The sequence below is a fragment of the Hyphomonas sp. UBA4494 genome, from assembly GCF_002388935.1.
Lineage (GTDB): Bacteria > Pseudomonadota > Alphaproteobacteria > Caulobacterales > Hyphomonadaceae > Hyphomonas.
Genome location: NZ_DGNK01000003.1, coordinates 198,995 through 221,235, shown reverse-complemented (window position 1 = coordinate 221,235; position 22,241 = coordinate 198,995). Strand labels below are relative to the sequence as shown.

The following is a 22,241-nucleotide window of genomic DNA, read 5'->3' as shown; positions in this document are numbered from 1 at the left end:
AGTGCCTATCACGAGACCCTCGGCACTTACCCGGACACCAGCCCTCCCGCCAGCGGCCAACAAGCCCGAAGCGTATCCGAAAGAGCAAGTGTTCCAGCCTGGCCCGAGCCTGGCAAGTCTGTGGGCCAACGCAGGCCTTATTCGAACCGATATAACACGTGGCTTCAATGGCTTCTCAGGAGAGGCGTATGGCGCGCCTCTCGACTTGCACTTGCGCCTGCAATCTCTATCCACAGATCAACAGCCGCTTTCCCGTTATGCGGTGTATGTCTGGCACACCGACGCAGCTGGCGAGTACTCTGTCTTCAATCGCCTGGATACAAACTATCTACGTGGTATAGGGATCACAGGCCAACGAGGACGCGTAAACTTTCGGACTGTGTACCCAGGCACTTATCGAGGACGTCCGCCACATATCCATTTCGAGGTCTATCGCAGCCTCGATACTCTGAGGTTGGGAGTGGCGCCATTGATACGGTCCAGCATCCTGTTTCCCGACATGGTTTCCCGATCCGTCTATACTCGGGACCCGGCCTATGCCGATAGCTTGGACAAGTATGCGGCGCTAAGATTCCAGCTCCCGGTGCTGAACCCAACCGGTGACAAGCGCGCCGTGCAGCTGGCGAGTACGAGTGCCTCCAGCAACTCCACTCTCAGAGCCAGCTTGGACATATTCATCAATGCGGAAGAATGAACCGCGATATCGTTGTGGTTTCGCTCTACTCCACAGGAAGGTCATCACTTGCAAGAATCTTCGTGATGATCGGCTTCATCATTTCGATGAATTGCGGACGTTCATGCTCGGGATGCCTCAGCGTGCGGGCCGGAATGCCGCCAAACAAGGTAAACAACATCTCCGTCCGCAAAACAGGCGTTGTAATTCCGGCATTCTCCAGGACGCCACAAAACTCTTCCCGTATTTCACGATCATAGTTCTGCAAGATCTCGGCAACCGACGGATTTCTCTGCGCCTCAGCAAGAATCTCGAAATTCAAAACCGTTCGGAACGGGTCCTGATGCTTGATAATAATGTCGATGACGAGTGGAGCGATTTGATCTCGGATTTCAGTGCCGCTCAGATTACGGAAGTCTTCCATTCTGTCTTTTTGGCGCAACAATTCGCGCTCCACCACAGCCTCTATCAACAAATCCTTGGACGCAAAGTAATGATACAGATGGCCAACACTGATGCCACATTCTTTGGCGATCCCGGAAATGCCCGCGCCATGGAATCCCTTCTCAACGAAGTGAATCTCAGCGCAGTCCAGAATTTCGGCAACGCGGCTCTCTCGTTTCGCGGCCGTCTTCGATTTGCTCATAACTGTCATGCAGAAAAACACCCAAATTCCACTATGCCCTCTCCTTGACATGTTGCACCGCAACACTAGATAGAGCGTTCATTCTATATTTGTTATATTGAAGCCAATCGGCTCGTCAAGGAATCCTCATGGAAGTTCTAAGAAAAAGTATTTCGGCCGCGACCTTGTCCGTCGCCTTCCTGCTGACGGCCTGTGGCAACGAAGGCAGTACAGTAGAGGTTCCGCAACAGCCAGCTCCAGTTGTAAAGACTCTCACGACCGAACTCGTATCGGTCCCCAACGCCGTCGAGTTGACTGGACGCGCGCGGGCCCACGCCGAAGCGGAGATCCGCCCGCAGGTCACCGGCATCATCAAGGAGCGGCTGTTCAAGGAAGGCGACCTCGTCTCGCGTGGACAAGCGCTCTATCAGATTGATGCAGACGAGTATGCCGCAGATGTGCGAAGTGCCGAGGCCGCATTGGCGCGTGCCCAGGCTTCTGCAAATGTCGCAAAGGAAACCGCCAAGCGGTTCGCCGACCTCGCAAAGATCAACGCTGTCAGCCAGCAGGAATATGATCAGGCCGCGGCTACGGCCCAGGAAGCAGAAGCCGATATTGCGCTTCAAAAGGCTGCTCTGGACCGCGCACGCATCGATCTTGCCCGCACCAGGATTTCTTCCCCCATCGCCGGACGCATTGGTCGATCATCGGTCACACAAGGCGCGCTCGTCACTCAAAACCAGACTGAAACACTCGCCAACGTGCTTCAAATCGATCCGATCTATGTGGACCTTACCGTTTCCAGCAATCGCGTCCTCAACATGCGCCGCCAGATTGCGTCCGGGCGGGTTGCCTCCAAGAGAATCGACACGGTGCCAGTGAACATCATCCTCAGCGACGATACGACGTATCCCCTGCAAGGTGAGCTCGAATTCAGCGAAATCAATGTCGACGAAAGTGCCGGCACAGTAGCGGTACGTGCGCTCGTGCCAAACCCGGATGGTATTATCCTGCCGGGCATGTTCGTCCGCGCAAACTTCGTTGCCGGCATGTACGAAAATGTCATTACGCTGCCGCAATCGGTCGTCTCGCGGACCCCAACGGGCGAAGCCTCCGTCATGGTCGTCAAAGATGACAACACTATTGAGCAGCGCGCCATCCAGGTCGAGCAATACAACGACAATTCATGGATTGTGCTGGACGGCTTGGAAGAAGGCGAAAGAGTCGCCGTTTCAAATCTTCAAAACCTGCGTGCAGGTGTGACAGTTGATCCGATTTCCAACGCAGCACAAATATCCGCCGCCCGCGAATCGCGCAGCGAACTGAACTAGCGAACCCTGGACACTCGACATGGCTAAATTCTTTATCGACCGCCCGGTGTTTGCCTGGGTGATTGCAATCATCATCATGCTTGCAGGCGGCATGGCGCTGCGCGCGCTTCCAATCGCTCAGTATCCGGATATCGCGCCCACAACGGTCAGCATTTCAGCGAACTATCCGGGGGCATCCGCCGAAGCAGTCGAGAATGCGGTGACGCAAGTCATCGAACAGCAACTCACCGGCCTTGATGGACTCGACTACATATCGTCGTCCTCGAGTTCCAACGGTTCAATGTCGATTACGTTATCCTTTGAGCCCGGCACAGATGCCGATATTGCCCAGGTTCAAACCCAAAACAAAATCTCGCTCGCGACACCGCTTCTGCCGGAAGAAGTGCAGCGTCAGGGCGTGACCGTGAGCAAGGCAAGCGGCAGCTTCCTGCTGGTAACAGCATTTTATTCTCCAAACAGCACACTCAACCAGGTCGACATCGGCGACTTTGTTCGCTCCACCATCTATGACACAATCAGCCGCATCGACGGTGTCGGTAGCGTTCAGGTGTTCGGATCGCAGTACGCAATGCGTATCTGGCTAGAGCCTGAAAAGCTGGCGCAATACCAACTTACTCCGTCTGACGTCACGCAGGCTATCCAGGCCCAGAACGCACAGGTCGCCACTGGCGCACTAGGCGGAACTCCTTCAGTGCCAGGCCAGGAGATCAACGTCACCGTGACGCTTCAATCCCTGTTGTCGACTCCAGAGCAATTCGAGAAGCTGCTGATCCGCACAACGCCTGCGGGTGGATCCGTCCGGCTGGAAGATGTCGCACGAGTCGAACTCGGCGCCCAGGATTATTCAACCATCGCCCGCTTCAATGGCAAGCCGGCAACGGGTGTGGCAATCTCCTTGGCGACGGGCGCAAACGCGCTCGAAACGGCGGAGCGAGTCAAGGAAGCCGTCCGGAACATGTCGCCATCCTTTCCTGCCGATCTCGAGTACCAATTCCCCGTTGACTCGACACCCTTCATCGAAACCTCGATCCACGAAGTTCAGAAAACGCTGTATGAAGCGATTGTCCTCGTATTTGTCGTTATCCTGATCTTCCTGCAAAGCTTCCGTGCGTCGTTGATCCCGATCATTGCGGTTCCAGTTGTCTTGCTCGGCACGTTCGCCGTGCTCCTCCTGTTCGGCATGTCCATCAACACACTCACCATGTTCGCCATGGTGCTGGCCATCGGTCTCCTCGTGGACGATGCCATCGTAGTGGTGGAGAATGTTGAACGGGTCATGCATGAAGACGGCCTCTCCCCCTATGATGCCACCGTTAAATCCATGCAGCAGATCACTGGAGCCCTGGTGGGTATTGCCGTGGTCCTATCCGCTGTCTTCGTGCCTATGGCCTTTTTCCCGGGATCTGCCGGCATTATCTATCGCCAGTTTTCGGTTACGATCGTATCTGCCATGGCGCTGTCCGTACTAATTGCGGTGGTCTTGTCACCGGCCTTGTGCGCCACACTATTAAAGCCATCCTCCGGGAACGGAAAGTCATGGTACATGACCCCGGCGCGCGCATTCAATTCCGGCTTTGACAAACTCACCAATGCATATGAAGGCGCGGTCACACGGATCATTCGCCGCAGATGGATCATGCTTGCCACCTTCGCGGTAATCATGGCGGTCACCGGCCTATTGTTTGTACGCCTGCCCACGGCATTCCTGCCCGACGAAGACCAGGGCACATTGATGACCATTGTCCAGTTGCCTGAAAGCGCAACCCTGGAGCGGACTGCTGCCGTGATGGATGATGTGCGGAAGTATTATGCTGCGAATGAAGAAGACAATATCATGGGCCTGTTCACCGTCGCTGGCTTCAGCGTTGTCGGTCAGGGCCAGAACAATGGCATGGCCTTCGCGGCTATGAATGATTGGTCTGAACGGCCGGGTCCTGAAAACTCTGTCCAGTCTATCGCAGGCCGTGCTTTTGGCGGTCTGTCCCAAATCGACGAAGCCCGGATTTTCCCGATCGTTCCCCCGCCTATTCGGGAGATGGGCAATTCGAACGGCTTTGATCTCTACATTCAGAACACAGGCGGACTTACCCACGCTGAATTTGTGGATGCCCGGAACCAACTTCTCGGCATGGCCTCTCAGGATCCGCGCCTGATGGGCGTCCGCCCGAATGGCAGCGAAGATGGTCCACAGTTCAAGATGAATCTCGACTACCAGAAAGCTCAAGCTCTCGGCGTGTCTGTTGCCGATGCCACAAGTGTCCTGTCCGTGGCCTTCGGGGGAAGCTATGTGAATGACTTCATCGACCGGGGCCGTATCAAGCGTGTCTATGTTCAGGGGGATACGGAAGACCGTATGCAACCGGAAGACATTTCCAAGTGGCACGTGCGCACCTCGTCCGGCGAGATGACTCCGCTCGACGAGATCGTGTCCGGCGAATGGTCATATGGTTCTCCTCAGCTCCAGAGATTTGGCGGCGTACCCGCAATCAATATTCAGGGATCTCCGGCAGGGGGCGAAAGTTCCGGTGTAGCCATGCAGATCATGGAAGACATGGTCAGCCAGTTGCCTGGCAACATCTCTCTTGAATGGAGCGGGCTCAGCCGTCAGGAGCGCCAAGCTGGCAACCAGGCAACGATGCTTTACATTCTCTCCCTTCTCTTCGTATTCCTCTGCCTAGCTGCTCTTTATGAAAGCTGGACGATTCCAGTCTCGGTCCTGCTGGTCGCCCCGCTTGGCGTTACGGGCGCTGTATCTGCGGCAAACCTCTTTGGTCTCGCTAATGACGTCTTCTTCCAGGTCGGCCTCTTGATGACTGTTGGTCTCGCCTCCAAGAACGCGATCCTGGTCGTTGAGTTCGCGCGGACCCTCGAAGATCAAGGCAAGGATGTTGTCACGGCAACCATCGAAGCCGTACGACAGCGCATTCGTCCCGTCTTGATGACGTCGTTTGCTTTCGGCTTTGGTGTCTTGCCATTGGCCCTCAGTACCGGCGCAGGCTCAGAAAGCCGTAATGCAATGGGCTGGATCATGGTGGGCGGCGTTATAGCCGCCATGACCTTCAGCCTGCTGTTCGCCCCTCTCTTCTATGTTCTAGTTCGCCAGGTTACGACACGCCTGCGCGGTCAACGCCCTGCCGCATCCGGAGATCAAGCATGAGCCGTCAAAAATATCTCGCCGCCCCGCTCAGTGCGCTTGTCCTGACCGGCTGCGTCAATCTGGCGCCAGACTATGAGCGCCCGACAGCGCCCGTGCCCACCGAGCTTCCCGTTTCGGAGCCTTCGGTGAGTGGAGTCTCGACACTCACATGGCAAGATATTGTTCAGTCGGATGAGTTGCGTACACTGATCGATCTGTCGCTGGACCAGAACCGCGACCTGCGAACTGTCGCCGCGACTGTCGAGGTGGCACGTGCGAACCTCGTCACGTCCCGGTCAGGTTTCTGGCCGACCTTCACCGGGTCCGGTAGCGCGCAGATGGGCGACACCTTTCGGGAAGACGCAACATATTCGTCTTCCTTCGGTGACAGCACTTCGGCGCAAATAGGGGTCTCTGCCTGGGAACTCGATTTCTTCGGGCGTATCCGGAACACCAATGACGCCGCCCTGCAGACCTATCTGGCGAGTGTCGAAGGCGAACGCGCCACCAAGATTTCCCTTGTGGCATCTGTCGCGGAAGCGTGGCTCCAACTCGCCGCAGACCAGGAATTGCTGAGACTGGCCGAACAGACGGCGAGCAGTCAGAATGAAAGCCTGGACCTCACACAGGCTCTGTTCGATGCAGGCACTGCCAGCGAAATTGACTTGCGTCGCGCGTCCGCATCTGTTGCGTCAGCCCAGGCACAAGCGGCAGAATTCCGGGCAACTGTCCGCCGAGACCTGAATACCCTGCGCTATCTGGTGGGAACAGACTTGCCACCGTCCATTGAAGCGCACGTCGAACTGACCCCATCTCCCGTTGTGCTGGACCTGCCGGTTGGCCAAACTTCCTCAGTTTTGTTGCGCCGCCCGGATGTCATTCAGGCAGAACGCAATCTGTTGGCGGCCAATGCCAATATAGGCGCCGCGCGCGCTGCCTATTTCCCATCTGTCTCCCTGACCGGCGGTGCGGGCGTGGTCGGCGGCGACCTGGCGGATCTGTTTGAAGGCGAGTATGCGACGGGCTGGACTTTTACGCCGAGCGTTTCGGTGCCCATCTTCGACTTCGGCACGAGACGCGGAAATCTGGACGCAGCCCGCGCGAATGCCGACGGGGCCCTCGCGACCTATGAAGGCACCATTCAGCAGGCCTTCCGCGAAGTTGCAAACGCCCTTGCCATATCCGAGACAATCTCCAGCAGACTGGATGCTCTGGAACAGCTTGCTGACGACACAGGCGTCACCTTCTATCTGTCGCAAGAGCGCTTCAAATCAGGCCTTGATGATTATCTGACGGTGCTGGATGCCCAGCGTGAAAACTACAATGCTCAGCAACAACTCATTCTCGCCAACCTGGATCGCGGCCTGAATAGTCTTGCCCTTTACCGCGCGCTGGCGGTCTGGGATGCTTCTCTGGATGAGGCTCCCGGGGATTAAGCTCGCTGACGCCCCACAGGCACGAGAAATATAATTCGAAAAATGTTTTGTATGCTGAAACAAAACATACAAAACCTCTGGACATGAAGGCATACTATATACGATATCCGCGAAATTCAGGTAACCTTACCCTCCGGGAGTCATGAGCATGCAGATCGGCGTTCCAAAAGAGATCAAGAACAATGAGTTTCGGGTCGGCCTTACGCCGGAGAGCGTCAGCGAATTTACCGCGCGCGGGCACAAGGTACTGGTGGAAACGCAAGCAGGCATGGGCATCGGCGCAACAGACGATGCGTATCGCGTCGTCGGCGCGGAGATCGCGGAGACAGCCGCAGATGTGTTCGCCACTTGCGAGATGATCATCAAAGTGAAGGAGCCGCTGGCACCCGAACGCACACAATTGCGGCCCGGCCAGATCCTGTTCACCTATCTCCATCTGGCTCCAGATCCGGAACAGACGCAGGATCTGATGAAATCCGGCGCGACGTGTATCGCCTATGAAACCGTGACCGACCGCACCGGCGGTCTGCCCCTGCTCAAACCGATGAGCCAGGTTGCCGGACGTCTCGCCGTTCAGGCCGGGGCCTCGGCCCTGGAAAAAGCAAAGGGCGGCCGCGGCGTGCTGATTGGCGGCGTGCCGGGCGTACACGCCAGCCGGGTCGTGATCATTGGTGGCGGCGTGGTCGGCTTCAATGCGGCACAGATGGCCGTCGGCATGCATGCGGACGTTACCATCCTCGACCGCAATCCGGATGTGCTCGAACGCCTCGCCACGCATTTCGAGGCTGGCGCGAACACAGTTTATTCGACCCGGGCAACGCTGGAACAGGAAATTGCCCAGGCCGATCTCGTAATCGGCGCGGTGCTCGTCCCCGGTTCTGCAGCGCCGAAACTCATCACGCGCGAAATGTTGTCTATCATGCAGCCCGGCGCAGTGATGGTGGATGTTGCAATCGACCAGGGTGGTTGTTTCGAAACCTCCCATCCGACCACGCATGATGCTCCAACTTATGTGGTCGATGACATCGTTCACTATTGCGTGGCGAACATGCCCGGCGCCGTAGCACGCACATCCACCTACGCGCTCAACAATGCGACTTTGCCCCATGCTTTGCGAATCGCTGACAAGGGTTGGAAGGCCGCACTCAAGTCGGACCCGCACCTGGCAGCAGGCCTCAACGTCTGGGATGGCAAAGTTACGTGCGAAGCTGTCGCGGAAAGCCTGGAACTAGAGCTAACGCCATTGGCGGAAGCGCTCGCCTAGCGTTCGGGAAAAGCGAGTCAATTGGTGAGTAGTTCTGCTCGCAATTCGGCGCAGCCCGCAGGCAGTTCAGCATCGAACATCGTGGTCTCAAACGCTGATACCGGTTGGAACAGGCGCAGGCTGTTGGTCAGGAAAACCCTGTCTGCGGATCGAAGGTTATCAAGCGAGATCGACCGCTCCGAAACGGCGAAATCGCCAACACGCCCCCTACCCAAAATCCAGTTCCGCATCACACCGGGCAGAGCGCCATCCCCAACGGGCGGCGTGAAGATAGCTCCATCCATCTGCACGAACACATTCGCCACACTGGCACAGGCAAGATGCCCAGCGGGCGAGAAAAAGAACGCTTCAACAAAACCAGCTTGAACTGCCGCGCGCAATGCAACGATATTGTCTGTGTAGGACAAGGTCTTGTAGCGAGCCGTGATGGAAGTTGGATTGCGCAGGATCGTGCTTTTGTGCACTCGCACAGCATCTGGCGTCAGACTCACACTATATTCTGAAACACGCGCGATGAGGGTCGGCGAAGCCGCCATATCATCCGCGAGCCCGCGAACCCCAGCGCCGCGTGTGACCGTGATACGCAATGCACCCGACGCAGAGTCCTCAATCGCCGTATCCATGGCACGAGCAACGGCCTTGCGCTCAAGATCAATGCCCAGTGCAGCAGCACCTTCGATCAAGCGGTCCAAGTGTGCATCGCGCAGAATGACGCGTCCATCGTTGACGAGCGACGTATCGAACACGCCATCTGCCAACAACAAGCCGCGGTCCCGCAGGTCAAACAGTTCGGACTGGTCAGACAAGGCAGACGGCTGAGACAAGATCATTACGGTTTCCAGTTCTTCGCGAGCTGTACAAAATTCCTGATCAGCTCAGCGCCATGCTCGGTAAGCACAGACTCTGGGTGAAACTGGACACTGAATAGCGGAAAGTATGTGTGTGACAGCGCCATAATGTCTCCCTCCGCAGATACCGCATCAATTTGAAATTGGTCCGGCAAATCATCAAATGTTGCCACGAGAGAATTGTACAGACCGACATCAAAAGCGCGGGGCAAGCCAGCAAACAAGGCTCCGCCCTGCACTGACAACGTCGTGGTGCGTCCATGGCGGGGAAAATTGGACCTGACAATCTTGCCCCCATAAACCTGCGCGATCGCCTGGTGCCCAAGACACACTCCGAGAACTGGCAGCTTCCCAGCGAAGTACTGAACTGCTTCCAAGCAGATCCCTGCCTCATTCGGTGTACATGGTCCCGGCGACAGGACGAGCGCTTGAGGCGCAAGATCGGTGATTTCATGGAGAGTAATCTGGTCACTATCAACGACCGTCACATCCGCGCCTTCGCATGTCAGATAGCGCGCGAGATTATGAACGAAACTGTCGCGATTGTTGAGCACGAGGATCATGCCTTCTTCCCCACCCGGAACAGGGACGGCGCGATTCGCTCTGCCTTCAGCTCTGACTCTGCCAGCTCGCCAACCGGGTCCGACATCAAAGTGATACCCCCGCCGGCCAACAGCGTGCTCTCTGTCGGCAAATGATCAATCGTGCGGATCAGGATGTTGAAATCCAATGCACCATCAAAACCGACATACCCAATAGATCCGCAATACGCGCCACGAGGACGTTGCTCCAGTTCGTCAATGATTTCCATCGCGCGCAATTTCGGCGCGCCTGTGATGGATCCACCGGGAAACACTGCCTTGAACAGGTCAATGCCATCCTTGTCGTCCGACAAGTCGCCCTCAATGGTCGAGACGAGGTGATGAAGATTGGAGAATGTCTCCAAGCGGCAAAGCGATGTCACTTCAACCGATTCAGGTTCGCACACGATGGACAAATCATTCCGTAGAAGGTCAGTTATCATGATATTCTCGGCGCGGTCCTTCTCAGAGGCCAACAGGCCTGCCTGCGCCAGATCGTCCTCGATCAGGTCAGCCTCGCGTCTGACGGTTCCCTTGATCGGCTCCGCCACGACTCGCCCCGTAGCCGAAGCGGAGATCAAGCGCTCTGGCGATGCGCTTGCCAGAACACGCCCTTGAAAATGGCCGAACGCCGCGAAGGGCGCAGGCGTCCGCTCGCGCATCTGCAGGTAGTTGGAAAAAGCCGATGACACGTCGCAATGCGATGCCACCCAATTCTGCGCAATGTTGGCCTGATAAATGTCGCCATCCAGAATATAATCCTGTGTACGCTTTACGGTCGCAATATAATCAATAGCCTGATCCGGGCGTGACCAGCCCAATGGCACGTCGACATCCGGGGCACGCCGCGTGTCGCCCAGACGGGTCAGCACCTCCGCAATCTTCGCATCTGCCAGCGCGTCATCCTCTTCTGCGTTCGCCGCCCTCAGCCCGGCCGACATGACCCAGGTCTTCTGACCCTCAAGGTCGAATGCCAGCAACGTGTCGTACAAGTTGAATTCGATCAAATCAGAGCGCGGCACGTGTCGCGACTCGAATCGCTCAAGGAAGAGTGGCGCAGCGTCATAGGAAACATAGCCCGCCGCGCCGCCTTGGAAAGGGGGACCTTCCGCAATGCGCTGCCGTTCGGTGCTGCGTATCCAGGCCCTTACTTCGTCCGCCCTGTCTGCGAAGCCATCCTCACCGCGTGACAACTCCTCCGCACGAACCTGCAAAGTCGCGATTGGTGCAATGCAGAGATATGACCAGCGTGATGAAGGGTGATCGGTATCCGCGCTATCGAGCCAGAGGGTTGCCGCATCGCCATAGAAAAGTGTGGCGGCCCGGACGGGATCACATGAGTCTAGAAGAGCGTAGCGCATTCAGGGCCTGATCAGGAAACGTATACGTCTTGGCTAGACCAACAGGTCCGCTGCAAGTCAATCACATACAAGCATTGAGAATGACTTGCAGACGCATATTCGCGCGTGTTAGGAGGCGGAACTCCACCAGACCGCGCCCAACTTCAGACGGCGCAATACAGATAATGAGCCCTGACGGAATGAGCCTCTCCCAGACCGCCCCCGCAAAACGCGCATCCTTGAAAATGTTCATCAAGCGTCAGGTGCGAACCGTTCACTGGATGTCTGGCGCGCTCTGTCTTGTCGGCATGATGCTGTTCGCGGCGACTGGCATTACGCTCAATCATGCCAGCGATCTTACCTCAAAGCCAAGAACCATCGAAGGCGAGAGCATCCTGCCAGGCGAGCTGGTCACGCTACTTGATGAACATGCGAAGACTGGCGCCGAGTCCGGCCTGCCCGCCGAGGTCGCGACCTATCTCAAATCTGAGACGAGCTTTGATACAACAGGCCGCCCGGTCGAATGGACCGATTTTGACGCGTATATCACCCTGCCCCGGCCCGGTGGAGATGCCTGGATCAGCATTGACCGTGAGACCGGCGAAGTCATGTTCGAAAAAACCAGTCGCGGCGCGGTCGCCTATCTCAACGACTTGCACAAGGGCCGAAATACTGGCTTCGCCTGGACATTGTTTCTCGACCTGTTCGCCATTGCAGTTGTCTTGTTTTGTGCGTCTGGGCTCTGGTTGCTGCAGATGCATTCCACGCGCCGCCCCAGCACATGGCCACTTACGATTGCGGGCTTTGCCTTGCCGATCCTGCTGCTTCTTGTTTTCACACATACCTGACGGCTGACACACAGATATCCGTCGCCAGCGTCAGCACTGCTCCACAGATCTTTCTGCTACGGCTTGGCCAACCTCGTCCTGGATAATCCATTACAGGACAAGTCCGTCAGAAACCGCCACTGTACCTGTTGAAATCCTTTCTGCTCGACGGAGTCAGTTGACTCAATGTGATAAGAACAAATAATGAACAAATGGCCTCAATCCCATCTTCCCTGAAGGACGCGTTTCATAGCTTCCCGCCTCAGCAGCAGCCGAGCATGTCTTTTCCACTCGGTCTGGGAGAGGCAGGTGTCCATGAGATCTGCGAGGCCTCATACGGGGACTTTCCGGCGATGACCGGCTTTGCGCTCGCGGCACGCACACGTCGCAAGGGCCCTGTTATCTGGATCCGCCAGTCCAGCCTGAAACAGGCCCATGGTGCCCTCCTCCAGGCTGGCTGCCGAGAAGTCGCCCCAGACCTGCCCCCAAGCCTGAACATCACCCCGCGCAAGCCTGCAGAAGCTCTCTGGGCCACCGAAGAAGCCATCCGCTCCGGTGTGGCCTCACTGGTGATTGCAGAATTGGAGGATGCCAGTTTCACCGCCTCGCGCCGTCTCGCACTTGTATCCGGGCGGCATGGCACGCCGGTCATCCTGTTGATGCCCTATACGCGGGACGGCGCCACCGCTGCCAATGCCCGGTGGCGTCTTTCCCCCCGTCCCTCATCCCCCAACCGTTATGACACGCATGCCCCCGGAGCGCTCCGCTGGAAGGCTGTGCTCGAACGGTCCCGCCAGGCCCCGCACATGGCAGGGCAATCCTTTGATCTGGAACTTGACGATGAAACGCTATCTTTGCGTGTGGTTTCCGGACTGGCCGCTGACCCGGCTCCGGCGCGCTCGCCGCGGCCTCAGGACCGGATCGGCCCGCCCGGCCTCCGGCAAACCGCCTGATCCCCACCTGCCCTTTGCCCTGCTTGAAAACAGCACCAAGGGTCTGCGCATCGCCGCTGCCAATGACCCTGCCCGTCAGCTTGGCATAACAGAGGGGTTGGTCTTCACCGATGCACGGGCCCGCGTGCCCAACCTTGTTACCGAGGACATGGACCCGGTCGCCGACATCCGTGCTCTGTCCGCACTTGGCGACTGGATGATCCGTTTTACGCCGCTGATCGCGATCGATGGCACTGACGGCCTCATCCTGGAGACCACGGGGTGCGAACACCTCTATGGCGGCGAACTGGCCATGATGGAGACACTATCCGATCTGCTGGAGCGCAATGCCATCCCGCACAGGCTGGGCCTTGCCGGCACGCCGGGCGCAGCCTCCGCTCTGTCCCGTGCCGCGCCGGGCACCTGCCTGAAAGAAGGCGAAGAACAGGCTGGCCTTGCCGAACTTCCCGTCGCAGCCCTGCGCCTGTCGCCTGACGCCGAAACCCTGCTGCGCCGCTTCGGCCTCACGCGGATCGGCCAGCTTTACGGCATCGATCGTAAAGCTCTGGGGCGGCGCTTCCAGTCAAGATCCGCCGCCGATGCGGTACTCCTAAGGCTCGACCAGGCCCTGGGCCTGCGCCATGAACCACTGGCGCCCCTGCGTCCCCTGCCGATCCGATCCGCCCGGTTGAACTGTCCGGAACCGATTGCCACCAGCGAAGCCATCGGAATTGGCCTCGAACAACTGGCGCAGGATCTGTGTGAGGCCCTCGGTGCGGCTGGTCTCGGCGCGCGGCACTTTCTGCTCATGGCTTTCAAGTCTGACGGTACACGCGCTGAACTGGAAGTGAAGACGGCCCGCCCTGCGCGTGAGCCGAAACACATTCTCCGCCTGTTTCGTGAACGGATCGTTTCGATTGACCCCGGCTTTGGTATCGACCTGCTTCTGCTCGAAGCCCATCGCACGGACAGGATGGAGACCAGCCCCATGGCGCTGTCGGGCGACCTCGCCTCGACGGACATGAACACTGCCGCCCTGTCCGCGCTGGCCGACCGGATCATGGCCCGGCTGGGCGAACACACCGTAAGCCTTGTCCAACCACGAGAGAGTCATGTGCCGGAACGCGCCGAACGGCAAGTGCAGTTCATCGGCGATGTCCCGGTCCTCGCCACCCACAGCACGGCTGCCGGACCGCGCCCCATTCGCCTCCTGTCCTCACCGGAACGCATCACAGTCATGGCCGAAGTGCCGGACGGCCCGCCGCTGCGCTTCATCTGGCGTCGCGTGCCGCGTACAGTGACGCGGGCCGACGGACCTGAACGGATCGCTCCGGAATGGTGGACCCATATTGCCGTGCCACAGCCCCCACCAGCGCTGAGAGGCCAGGCCCGCCAATGGCTCACCCCCAAAATGGACCCGCGTGCCGATGCTGCCCAGATCGCGCATGTGCGCGCAGATCTCGAGGCCATGCTGGATGCCCCATCCGGACCGGTAAAGCTCCTCCCGCGCGCGCGGGACTATTACCGTGTAGAGGACGCGGAGGGGCGGCGTTATTGGCTGTTCCGCGAAGGACTTTATGGCGATGGGCGTGGCGGCGCGCCCGAATGGTATGTACACGGCCTCTTCGCATGACCGACTATGCCGAACTCTCCGTTATGACGAATTTTTCTTTTTTGCACGGTGCCTCACATGCAGAAGAACTCGTCCTGACCGCCAAACAATTGGGGCATGTCGCCATCGGTGTTGCAGACCATAATACGCTTGCCGGTGTCGTGCGCGCCCATATCGCGGCAAAAGAAGCCGGCCTGCGTCTCCTCGTCGGTGCGCGCCTCGTGCCGACGGACGGTCCGGAAGTGATTTGCTATCCAAAGAACCGGACAGCTTATGGGCACCTTTCGCACCTTTTATCGGCCGGTAAATTGCAAGCGGAAAAAGGCGACTGCCTGATCACGCTGGAAAACATTCTTGCCCATGCCGAAGGACAGGTCTTCATTTTCCAGCCGCCGGACAAGCTAGACACGACCTTTGCCGAAGTCCTGGAACGGTTCGCGGCACGCGCGCCAGGCAACGTCTATGTGGCGGCCAGCTATGCCTATCATGGCCGTAATCGGGAACGGATTGCCCGCCTCGCCGATTTTTGCGCCTGGCAGGGTGTGCCGATCGTGGCGACAAATGACGTGCTCTACCATACCCCGGAACGCCGCCCGCTGCAGGACGTGCTCACCTGCATCCGCACGCACTGCACGATAGAGCAAGCAGGCTACCGACTGGAGGCCAATGCTGAACGTCATTTGAAATCACCAGACGAAATGGCTCGACTTTTCAAAGGGTTCGAGCCAGCCTTGCATCGAACCGTCGAGATCGCAGAGCGCTGCAACTTCAGCCTGGATGAGCTTTCCTACGAGTATCCCGACGAACCTGTCCCGGTGGGAAAGACACCGCAGGAACACCTTCATGACCTCACCTGGAAAGGCGCGCAATGGCGCTATCCGGATGGCATTCCAGGCAAAGTCAGCGCCGCCCTCAACAAGGAGCTCGCCCTGATCGAGGAGCTGGATTATGCGCGCTATTTCCTGACCGTGAACGATATCGTGGCTTGGGCACGCGAGCAGGACATCCTATGCCAGGGGCGTGGCTCCGCAGCGAATTCGGCAGTTTGCTATTGTATAGGAATCACCAATGTAGACCCGGCCCTGACCAGCCTCCTGTTCGAACGATTCCTGTCAAAGGAACGCAAAGAGCCACCGGATATCGATGTCGATTTTGAACATGAGCGCCGCGAGGAAGTCATTCAGTATGTCTACAATCGCTATGGCCGACACAAGGCGGCCCTGACCGCCACGGTGATTTCCTATCGACCGCGCTCGGCCGTGCGGGAGGTCTGCAAGGCGCTCGGCCTGACCGAAGATATATCCGCCGCCCTCGCCGGAACGGTCTGGGGTAGTTGGGGCAGCGCCATCAATCCAGATCAGATCCGCCAAGCCGGGCTCGACCCGGCCAATCCAATGATCCGCCGGGCCATTCTGCTCACCCAGCAGCTGATTGGTTTCCCGCGGCACCTGTCACAGCATGTCGGCGGCTTTGTTCTGACGCGCGGACCCTTGGTCGAGACAGTCCCCATCGGCAATGCCGCCATGGACGAGCGCACTTTCATTGAATGGGACAAGGACGATATTAATGCCCTCGGTATCATGAAGGTGGATATTCTGGCCCTCGGCATGCTGACCTGTATCCGGAAGGCATTTGACCTGCTTCAGCTGCACAAGGGGTTGGAGTATACACTCGCCACCATCCCACAGGATGATGAGGCCACGTATGAGATGCTCTGCGAAGGTGACAGCCTCGGTGTATTTCAGGTGGAAAGCCGGGCACAGATGAACATGCTGCCGCGCCTGCGGCCACGTACTTTCTATGACCTTGTAATCGAGGTCGCGATCGTCCGGCCCGGCCCCATTCAGGGTGATATGGTGCATCCCTATCTGCGTCGCCGGAAAGGCCTTGAAACCATAACTTATCCTTCACCGGCACCTGAGCATGGACCGCCAGATGAACTCGAACGCATCCTCAGTCGCACGCTGGGCGTGCCCTTGTTTCAGGAGCAGGCGATGCAGATTGCCATGGATGCTGCAAAGTTCTCAGCCGATGAAGCCAATGGTCTGCGCCGGGCGATGGCCACTTTCCGCAAAATGGGGACGATTGGCAACTATCAGGACATGATGGTCGAGCGTATGATCGCGCGCGGCTATGATGCGACCTTCGCGGCACGATGCTTCGACCAGGTGAAGGGCTTCGGCGAGTATGGATTTCCAGAAAGCCATGCCGCTTCCTTTGCCCACCTTGTTTACGTCTCGAGCTGGCTAAAGCGGCATCATCCGGATGTTTTCTGCGCAGCGCTGCTGAACAGCCAGCCCATGGGCTTCTATGCGCCCGCGCAGATTGTGCGGGATGCCCGCGAGCATGGCGTGGAAATCCGTCCCGTGGATGTGAATCTTTCGGATTGGAACAATACGCTGGAACCAACGGACGGGACATATTGTGCTGTTCGTCTCGGTTTCAGACAGGTGGACGGTCTGCGCGAAGACGAGATGGAAGCGATGATGATTGCCCGGGGCAATGCCTACGACCACCCAGAAGATATTCGCCGACGAGCAAGAGTCAGCCGCCGGTCGCTTGAACTACTCGCCGCAGCAGATGCATTCGGCTCAATGCAGCTTAGCCGGCGCGAGGCCCTATGGAGCGTACGTGGCGAAACCAGCGGCAACACGCTGCCCCTGTTCGCCGCAGCTGATGCGGCAGAACAGGGAGCCGAACAGGTGCCAATACTCCCCCTCATGCCGCGCTCAGAACAAGTCCTGCAGGATTACCAAACGACCCGCCTCTCATTGAAGGACCATCCGGTCTCCTTTCTGAGAGCGGGCTATAACAGGATGGGCGTCGTCTCAACGCAGGAGGCGTGCCATTTGCCAAATGGTGCACGGGTTCAAACGGCAGGTGTCGTACTGGTGCGTCAACGCCCGGGTTCGGCCAGCGGGGTCTGTTTCATCACCATTGAGGACGAGACCGGCATCGCCAATCTGGTTGTCTGGCCGAACGTGTTCGAACGCTTTCGGCCAGTCGTGATGGGTGCGCGTGTCTTGATGGTGAAGGGCCGCGTTCAAACCGCCGACAATGTTACCCACATCGTGGCGAACCAGTTGATAGACCGGACGGGAGACCTTGTTCACCTGTCAGAGGATATTGGAGATGATCCGTTGAAAAGGGTTCTCGACCGCGCCGACGAGGTCACACGCCCAATTCCCGAACGCAAGGGCCCGGCACAACGGACAAGCGGTCAACACCCCCGCAATGTACGAGTGATCCCGCGAAGCAGGGATTTTCATTGAAGTCAGGCATAGTTTGCCTCAGCCGGCCTGAACAGTCGTCGCTGGCTCTGCACTGAACCGCTTGGACCAAAGCGCCTTCGCAACAAAAGCTCCCCCTGTGGCAAGCAGAGCCACGGAGATGGTCACCATGTAGGCATTGGTCCAATCCATGTCGCCGCGCAGCAGATGAACCAGAGATGCAGAGAGCAAGGCCGCGCCACAGATTGCGCGGAACATCAGGCCCGCCGACGCTGCACTCATCCATGCAGTTGCAACACCTGAAAACACGATTGATCCAAGCCAGAACATCGCGATGAGCCAACCGCCACTGACACCCAGAAGACTAACCGTCAGCGTAATCGGGAACATGGCCATACTGCCCCAGATCCAACCACTCCACATCGCTTCCAGACGCGGTGCCGCACGCCCCTTCTCGCGGCGCTTGAGGAAATAGATGTTCAAGCCGGTGGCAACGACAATACAGAGCATGATGCCCAACAGGAAATAGATCGACTTCATCAGCGCGCCGCCGAAATCACCGAAATGAAGCCGATACATCGACATGGCGATCTGTTGACCAACCGGCCCGTCGGAATTGTGCCCGGTCGCAAGCAACTTGCCATCCGTCGAATAGGTATAGGTTTCCCCATAAATCAGGCGATTGGTCTCGTCGCCATAGATCTCGATGTGCTGACTTTTGGTTCCAGGCTCATGAATGATCACAATGAAAGGGTTTGCGTCAGGTATATCGCGATCGAGATTGATGAGCGCCGTATCCACGCCGGTAATGGGTGCAGGCGTGGCGTCAGCTTCGAGGATTTCACCGCCGAAGATCGCCTCACTAAGCTTCTTCGTGTCGCCACCAAAATTGCTCTGTGCAAAAACGAATGCCACGACACCGAACAGTCCGATCATCGCACCAGTTCCCGCCACAGCAATGAGGAAAGGCGTCGTCCAGACGCTGAGACGATTATGAAGGTCGGCCTGAGCCAGCCGCGCCTGGCCTGTGCGCCGAAATCGGAAAGCATCCCGGAAGATACGCGGATGCGCGAGCAGTCCCGAGACTGCCATAGACACGAGCATGACACCGAATATGGCAACAATGATAATGCCGAGACTGTGCGGCATGGTGAGATAGTAATGGAGTTCAATAAGGAAATCGTTCCAAGGCGCCTCCAGTTGGCGCACGAATTCACCGGACTCATTCAACACGAATATGCCATTGTCCCCACCAGCCACAAACCGGGGCCAGTTTTCCCGCGGAGGATACATGTAGAGATGTGTCGTTTCGGGATCGCGCTTGAGCACTTCCTCGGCAGTCGCTTGCATCACGGATGGAGAAACTTCGTGCACCGTCGGAGTGCCCGCTTGCTCCCACCATTCCAGCTCGTCCTCAAACACGGCAATCGTGCCACTCACACAGATGACAAACAGCAAAGCGCTGATTACCAGCCCCATGACAGAGTGCGCCGACAGGGCGGAATCAACACGTTCACTTGAAGATTTTGGCCAGAGGGATTTTGCCATAGGAAGAGTCTCGACAAGCTAAATGAGAGCGGCGCAGAGCACGGCCGCCAAGGCGACCACCACATAGACGCTGCGACGTAATTTGCGTTTTTCCATGAGCACCAACGTGCTCAATACGGCCCACAGGGATAAGCTGACGAGGAAGGCCACCACCACGGCATTCGTCGGATTGCCTATTTCCGGTTTGGTAAGGCGCAGGAGCGCCCCTCCAGCGTATAGAGAGATCGCACCTGCAGCTGGCCCGGCCAGCAGAAACGTCCAAATTCCGGAACCGATGTCGGCTGTCATCCGCAAGGGTGACCGGCGTGCGCGATCAGGTACCTCGCGATTTCGGACAGGCGCTTGCAGGCCGTTGGTTCCGCGCAGCCCCGGCAGAGTGATCGCCCCGGCCACGATCAGCATCAGGAGCGAGGCGACCTGTGCGACACCGCGATCAAAATTGACAACAAACCATACGACAAGACTTGCGGCCACTAGCGCCCATCCGAGCACCAGAAGGACCGGGCGCCCCGGCTTGCGCCACACTGCGAAGAGCAGCGCAAGACCGAATAAGCCTCCGACCGCGGCAACGATCGCCAAGATATAGTCAGTATGGCTCATATAGCGCCCGCCTTAGAATTTGTATCGCAGGCTGGCTACGACCGTCCGGCGCTGGCCAGGGAAACAATCTCCCCGCGTCAGGCAGCCCGTGAGATAGTCTTCGTCGGTCACATTGCGTGCATTGACCTGAAAATCCCACGTGTCCCACTCGTAACCGACCATCAGGTCGCCTAGCGTATAGTCTGGCGTCACGTAGCGGACGGTTCCGTTCTCGGAAACGGTCTCGCCCACATAACGGATACCTGCGCCTGATTTGAAACCGGACCAACGACCGTCTGGACGCCATGTAGTCCACAGAGACGCCTGCGTTTCCGGTGCAGCCGCCAACTGGAATCCGTTCGGGTCTTCCGCATCGAGCGTGGAAATGGATGCCTGCAGATAGACTTCATCAATCTGAACGTGGCTCTCGAATTCGAAGCCTTTCAGCTTGCCAACGCCTTCCTGTTGCGAGGCGGCACCCGGCAGGGAGTTCGGGTTGGACAAATTGGAGATTTCGATGTCGAAATAGTTGAACGTGATCAATCCCGGGAAGGCTTCAGGTTCATACTTGATACCCACTTCATACTGACGGGCTTCCTGAGGTTTCAGCGGATTGTTGGTGAGCGTATCAGTTCCGACAACGGTCTCGAAGGATTCCGAATAGCTGGCATATGGCGCAAAACCGTTGTCGAATCGATAGAGTACGCCAACGCTAGTCGATATCGCGTCGTCATCCTGGACCGTCGTACCGCTGTCATTCTCGACACTATCGCTGCGCACGCCCAGCGTGAAACGCCAGTTTTCGTAGGATATCTGGTCGGAAAGATAGATACCGAAGTCTTCGACGTTCGAAGCGGGTGTGTCACTGTAGATCGCGTCAAATGTCGCCTGGTCTGGATAGTTTCCATAAACCGGGTTCGCCAAATCGAGAACATAACGGAAGTCGCCGGCCAGAACCCCGCCGCCGAAATAGTATGCAGAGTCACTGTCGGTTTCGACGTCTTGATACTGCATCCCGGCGAGGACATGGTGATCGAACTTGCCGGTGGAAAATTCTGCGCGGAGGCGCAAGTCGCCTGCCATCTGGTCGAACGTATTGTCACCTTGATAGAATGTACGGGGCAGGGTCGTGTCGGTGAACGTCAGTCCCTGCAGGTCTGCCGCAGCCTGCAAGGCGGGTGTGGCATCGAGAATCTGGTTCAGATAGCGCGGACCGTAGAAGACCGGCCAAGCTTGTTGATAGTCGGCCTCGCCGGACCGCCAAAGCGCCGTACCCTCCAGCTTGAATACATCATTGATGCGATGTTCACCCAACAAGGTAATTTGCTGTGAGTCCGTATTATAACGGTTGAAACCAGGCTCACCGGCATAGACATTGTTGTTCAGGTAGCCGCCTGAAGAACTGAGCGGATTGAGCGTACCTTCGACCGGAATGAACTGGGCAGCTGCATCGCTATCGGTATCCTGAAGAAGTCCGATCACTGTAAACTTGGTATCTGTCGTCGGCAACCAGCTGAGTGATGGCATGAAAACCGTCGTCGTCTCGTCAACCTGATCAATCTGCGTACCTGTGTCGCGATAGAGGCCAACCAGACGATACAGCAGCTTGCCATCTGAACCTGCGACTGGCCCGGTTACGTCACCTGCAATCTGGTAGTGATCATTGTTTCCCACTTGTGCCGCGATCTCGCCGCCAAAGTCTTCCAACGGCGTTTTCGAAACATAGTTGACGATACCGCCCGGTGACCCCTGACCATAGAGTACCGAAGCTGGACCTTTGAGCACTTCAACTTGCTCAATCGTGTATACGTCGGCACGAGTGGAGTTGTAGCTACCGAAGAGTTCCTGAATGGAGTCACGATAACGCGGTATGCTTAGACCACGGGAGAATGGGAAATCACCGCGGGTTGAGAAGCCATAGGGCTCGGCAGTCACACCCGCCACATAGGTCAGCGTATCGACCAGCCGCAAGGCGCCCTTGTCTATGAACATGTCGGATGTTTCGACGGAGAGCGAGCGTGCCGTCTCGACGATCGGTGTTTCGTTCTTGGTCGCACCAAAAGATCCAGTCGTACCGGTCACGATCACCGTTTCCTGACGGCTCTCTTCGGTCCGGTCCGTGTCCGAAGTCTGCGCCCAGACCGGAGCGGCAGATGCCACACCTATAAGAAGCGCAACAGTACTGACAGCGCTGACCCGCGATACTCGCATCAAATTTACCCCTTGGATTTACATTTATGAGAATGTGTCTCAGTATTAACTGCCGACTAGGGGAAATG

16 protein-coding genes are annotated in these 22,241 nt (G+C 57.6%); 9 read left to right on the top strand and 7 right to left on the bottom strand.

Going from position 1 to position 22,241, the window contains the following annotated elements; translation table 11 throughout:
- Position 1 precedes the first annotated feature (1 nt).
- Complete coding sequence (locus B2P82_RS01725) at positions 2 to 694, top strand: dioxygenase family protein (protein ID WP_290494709.1); 693 nt, start codon at positions 2 to 4, stop codon at positions 692 to 694.
- 25 nt (positions 695 to 719) lie between these two features.
- Here B2P82_RS01725 and B2P82_RS01720 read toward each other — a convergent pair whose 3' ends face one another.
- Positions 720 to 1,328, bottom strand: a complete 609-nt coding sequence (locus tag B2P82_RS01720; RefSeq protein ID WP_290481555.1) for a TetR/AcrR family transcriptional regulator — start codon at positions 1,326 to 1,328, stop codon at positions 720 to 722.
- Positions 1,329 to 1,447: 119 nt separating this feature from the next.
- Here B2P82_RS01720 and B2P82_RS01715 point away from each other — a divergent pair, with 119 nt between their 5' ends.
- The 4 genes from B2P82_RS01715 to ald all read left to right on the top strand — a co-directional run bounded on the left by B2P82_RS01715 (position 1,448) and on the right by ald (position 8,465).
- A complete protein-coding gene (locus B2P82_RS01715) occupies positions 1,448 to 2,629 on the top strand; it encodes an efflux RND transporter periplasmic adaptor subunit (protein WP_290494707.1) in 1,182 nt (393 codons plus the stop codon).
- Between the two features lie 19 nt (positions 2,630 to 2,648).
- Positions 2,649 to 5,786 carry an efflux RND transporter permease subunit gene (locus tag B2P82_RS01710; protein ID WP_290494706.1) on the top strand — a complete coding sequence of 1,046 codons (3,138 nt, stop codon included), beginning with the start codon at positions 2,649 to 2,651 and terminating at the stop codon, positions 5,784 to 5,786.
- The gene (locus B2P82_RS01705; protein ID WP_290494704.1) at positions 5,783 to 7,201 is read left to right on the top strand and encodes an efflux transporter outer membrane subunit; all 1,419 of its coding nucleotides are present in this window, start codon (positions 5,783 to 5,785) and stop codon (positions 7,199 to 7,201) included. Before B2P82_RS01710 ends, B2P82_RS01705 begins: the two co-directional genes overlap by 4 nt.
- Positions 7,202 to 7,349: 148 nt before the next feature.
- Positions 7,350 to 8,465, top strand: a complete 1,116-nt coding sequence (ald, locus tag B2P82_RS01700) for an alanine dehydrogenase (RefSeq protein WP_349679715.1) — start codon at positions 7,350 to 7,352, stop codon at positions 8,463 to 8,465.
- A gap of 17 nt (positions 8,466 to 8,482) precedes the next feature.
- On the opposite strand, the gene B2P82_RS01695 is transcribed toward ald, so the two are convergent.
- Genes B2P82_RS01695 through B2P82_RS01685 form a run of 3 tightly spaced genes read right to left on the bottom strand, consistent with a single transcriptional unit; the run spans position 8,483 to position 11,255 of the window.
- The gene (locus tag B2P82_RS01695) at positions 8,483 to 9,295 is read right to left on the bottom strand and encodes an aminotransferase class IV (RefSeq protein WP_290494700.1); all 813 of its coding nucleotides are present in this window, start codon (positions 9,293 to 9,295) and stop codon (positions 8,483 to 8,485) included.
- The gene (locus B2P82_RS01690; protein ID WP_290494698.1) at positions 9,295 to 9,876 is read right to left on the bottom strand and encodes an anthranilate synthase component II; all 582 of its coding nucleotides are present in this window, start codon (positions 9,874 to 9,876) and stop codon (positions 9,295 to 9,297) included. The genes B2P82_RS01695 and B2P82_RS01690 overlap by 1 nt, the downstream gene beginning before the upstream one ends.
- Positions 9,873 to 11,255 carry an anthranilate synthase component I family protein gene (locus tag B2P82_RS01685; RefSeq protein WP_290494696.1) on the bottom strand — a complete coding sequence of 461 codons (1,383 nt, stop codon included), beginning with the start codon at positions 11,253 to 11,255 and terminating at the stop codon, positions 9,873 to 9,875. Before B2P82_RS01685 ends, B2P82_RS01690 begins: the two co-directional genes overlap by 4 nt.
- Before the next feature lie 179 nt (positions 11,256 to 11,434).
- Here B2P82_RS01685 and B2P82_RS01680 point away from each other — a divergent pair, with 179 nt between their 5' ends.
- The 4 genes from B2P82_RS01680 (at position 11,435) to B2P82_RS01665 (ending at position 17,877) form a co-directional block, all read left to right on the top strand.
- Positions 11,435 to 12,082, top strand: coding sequence for a PepSY-associated TM helix domain-containing protein (locus B2P82_RS01680; protein ID WP_290494695.1), 648 nt, complete (start codon positions 11,435 to 11,437; stop codon positions 12,080 to 12,082).
- A gap of 257 nt (positions 12,083 to 12,339) precedes the next feature.
- Positions 12,340 to 13,014, top strand: a complete 675-nt coding sequence (locus B2P82_RS01675; protein WP_290494690.1) for an ImuA family protein — start codon at positions 12,340 to 12,342, stop codon at positions 13,012 to 13,014.
- Positions 12,902 to 14,626 (top strand): Y-family DNA polymerase, encoded by a 1,725-nt coding sequence (locus B2P82_RS01670; RefSeq protein ID WP_290494688.1) that lies wholly within the window; start codon positions 12,902 to 12,904, stop codon positions 14,624 to 14,626. Before B2P82_RS01675 ends, B2P82_RS01670 begins: the two co-directional genes overlap by 113 nt.
- Positions 14,623 to 17,877: an error-prone DNA polymerase gene (locus tag B2P82_RS01665; protein WP_290494686.1), complete on the top strand. Its 3,255-nt coding sequence runs from the start codon at positions 14,623 to 14,625 to the stop codon at positions 17,875 to 17,877. The genes B2P82_RS01670 and B2P82_RS01665 overlap by 4 nt, the downstream gene beginning before the upstream one ends.
- An 18-nt stretch (positions 17,878 to 17,895) precedes the next feature.
- Here the strand turns inward: B2P82_RS01665 and B2P82_RS01660 are convergent, their stop codons facing one another.
- From B2P82_RS01660 to B2P82_RS01650, 3 genes are read right to left on the bottom strand one after another with little or no spacing between them, the layout of a single operon-like run.
- On the bottom strand, positions 17,896 to 19,383 hold the full coding sequence (locus tag B2P82_RS01660; RefSeq protein WP_290494685.1) for a PepSY-associated TM helix domain-containing protein: 1,488 nt from the start codon (positions 19,381 to 19,383) through the stop codon (positions 17,896 to 17,898).
- An 18-nt stretch (positions 19,384 to 19,401) separates the two neighbouring features.
- Positions 19,402 to 19,983, bottom strand: a complete 582-nt coding sequence (locus B2P82_RS01655; RefSeq protein WP_290494684.1) for a hypothetical protein — start codon at positions 19,981 to 19,983, stop codon at positions 19,402 to 19,404.
- A gap of 12 nt (positions 19,984 to 19,995) precedes the next feature.
- Positions 19,996 to 22,173, bottom strand: coding sequence for a TonB-dependent siderophore receptor (locus tag B2P82_RS01650; protein ID WP_290494683.1), 2,178 nt, complete (start codon positions 22,171 to 22,173; stop codon positions 19,996 to 19,998).
- Positions 22,174 to 22,241 lie beyond the last annotated feature (68 nt).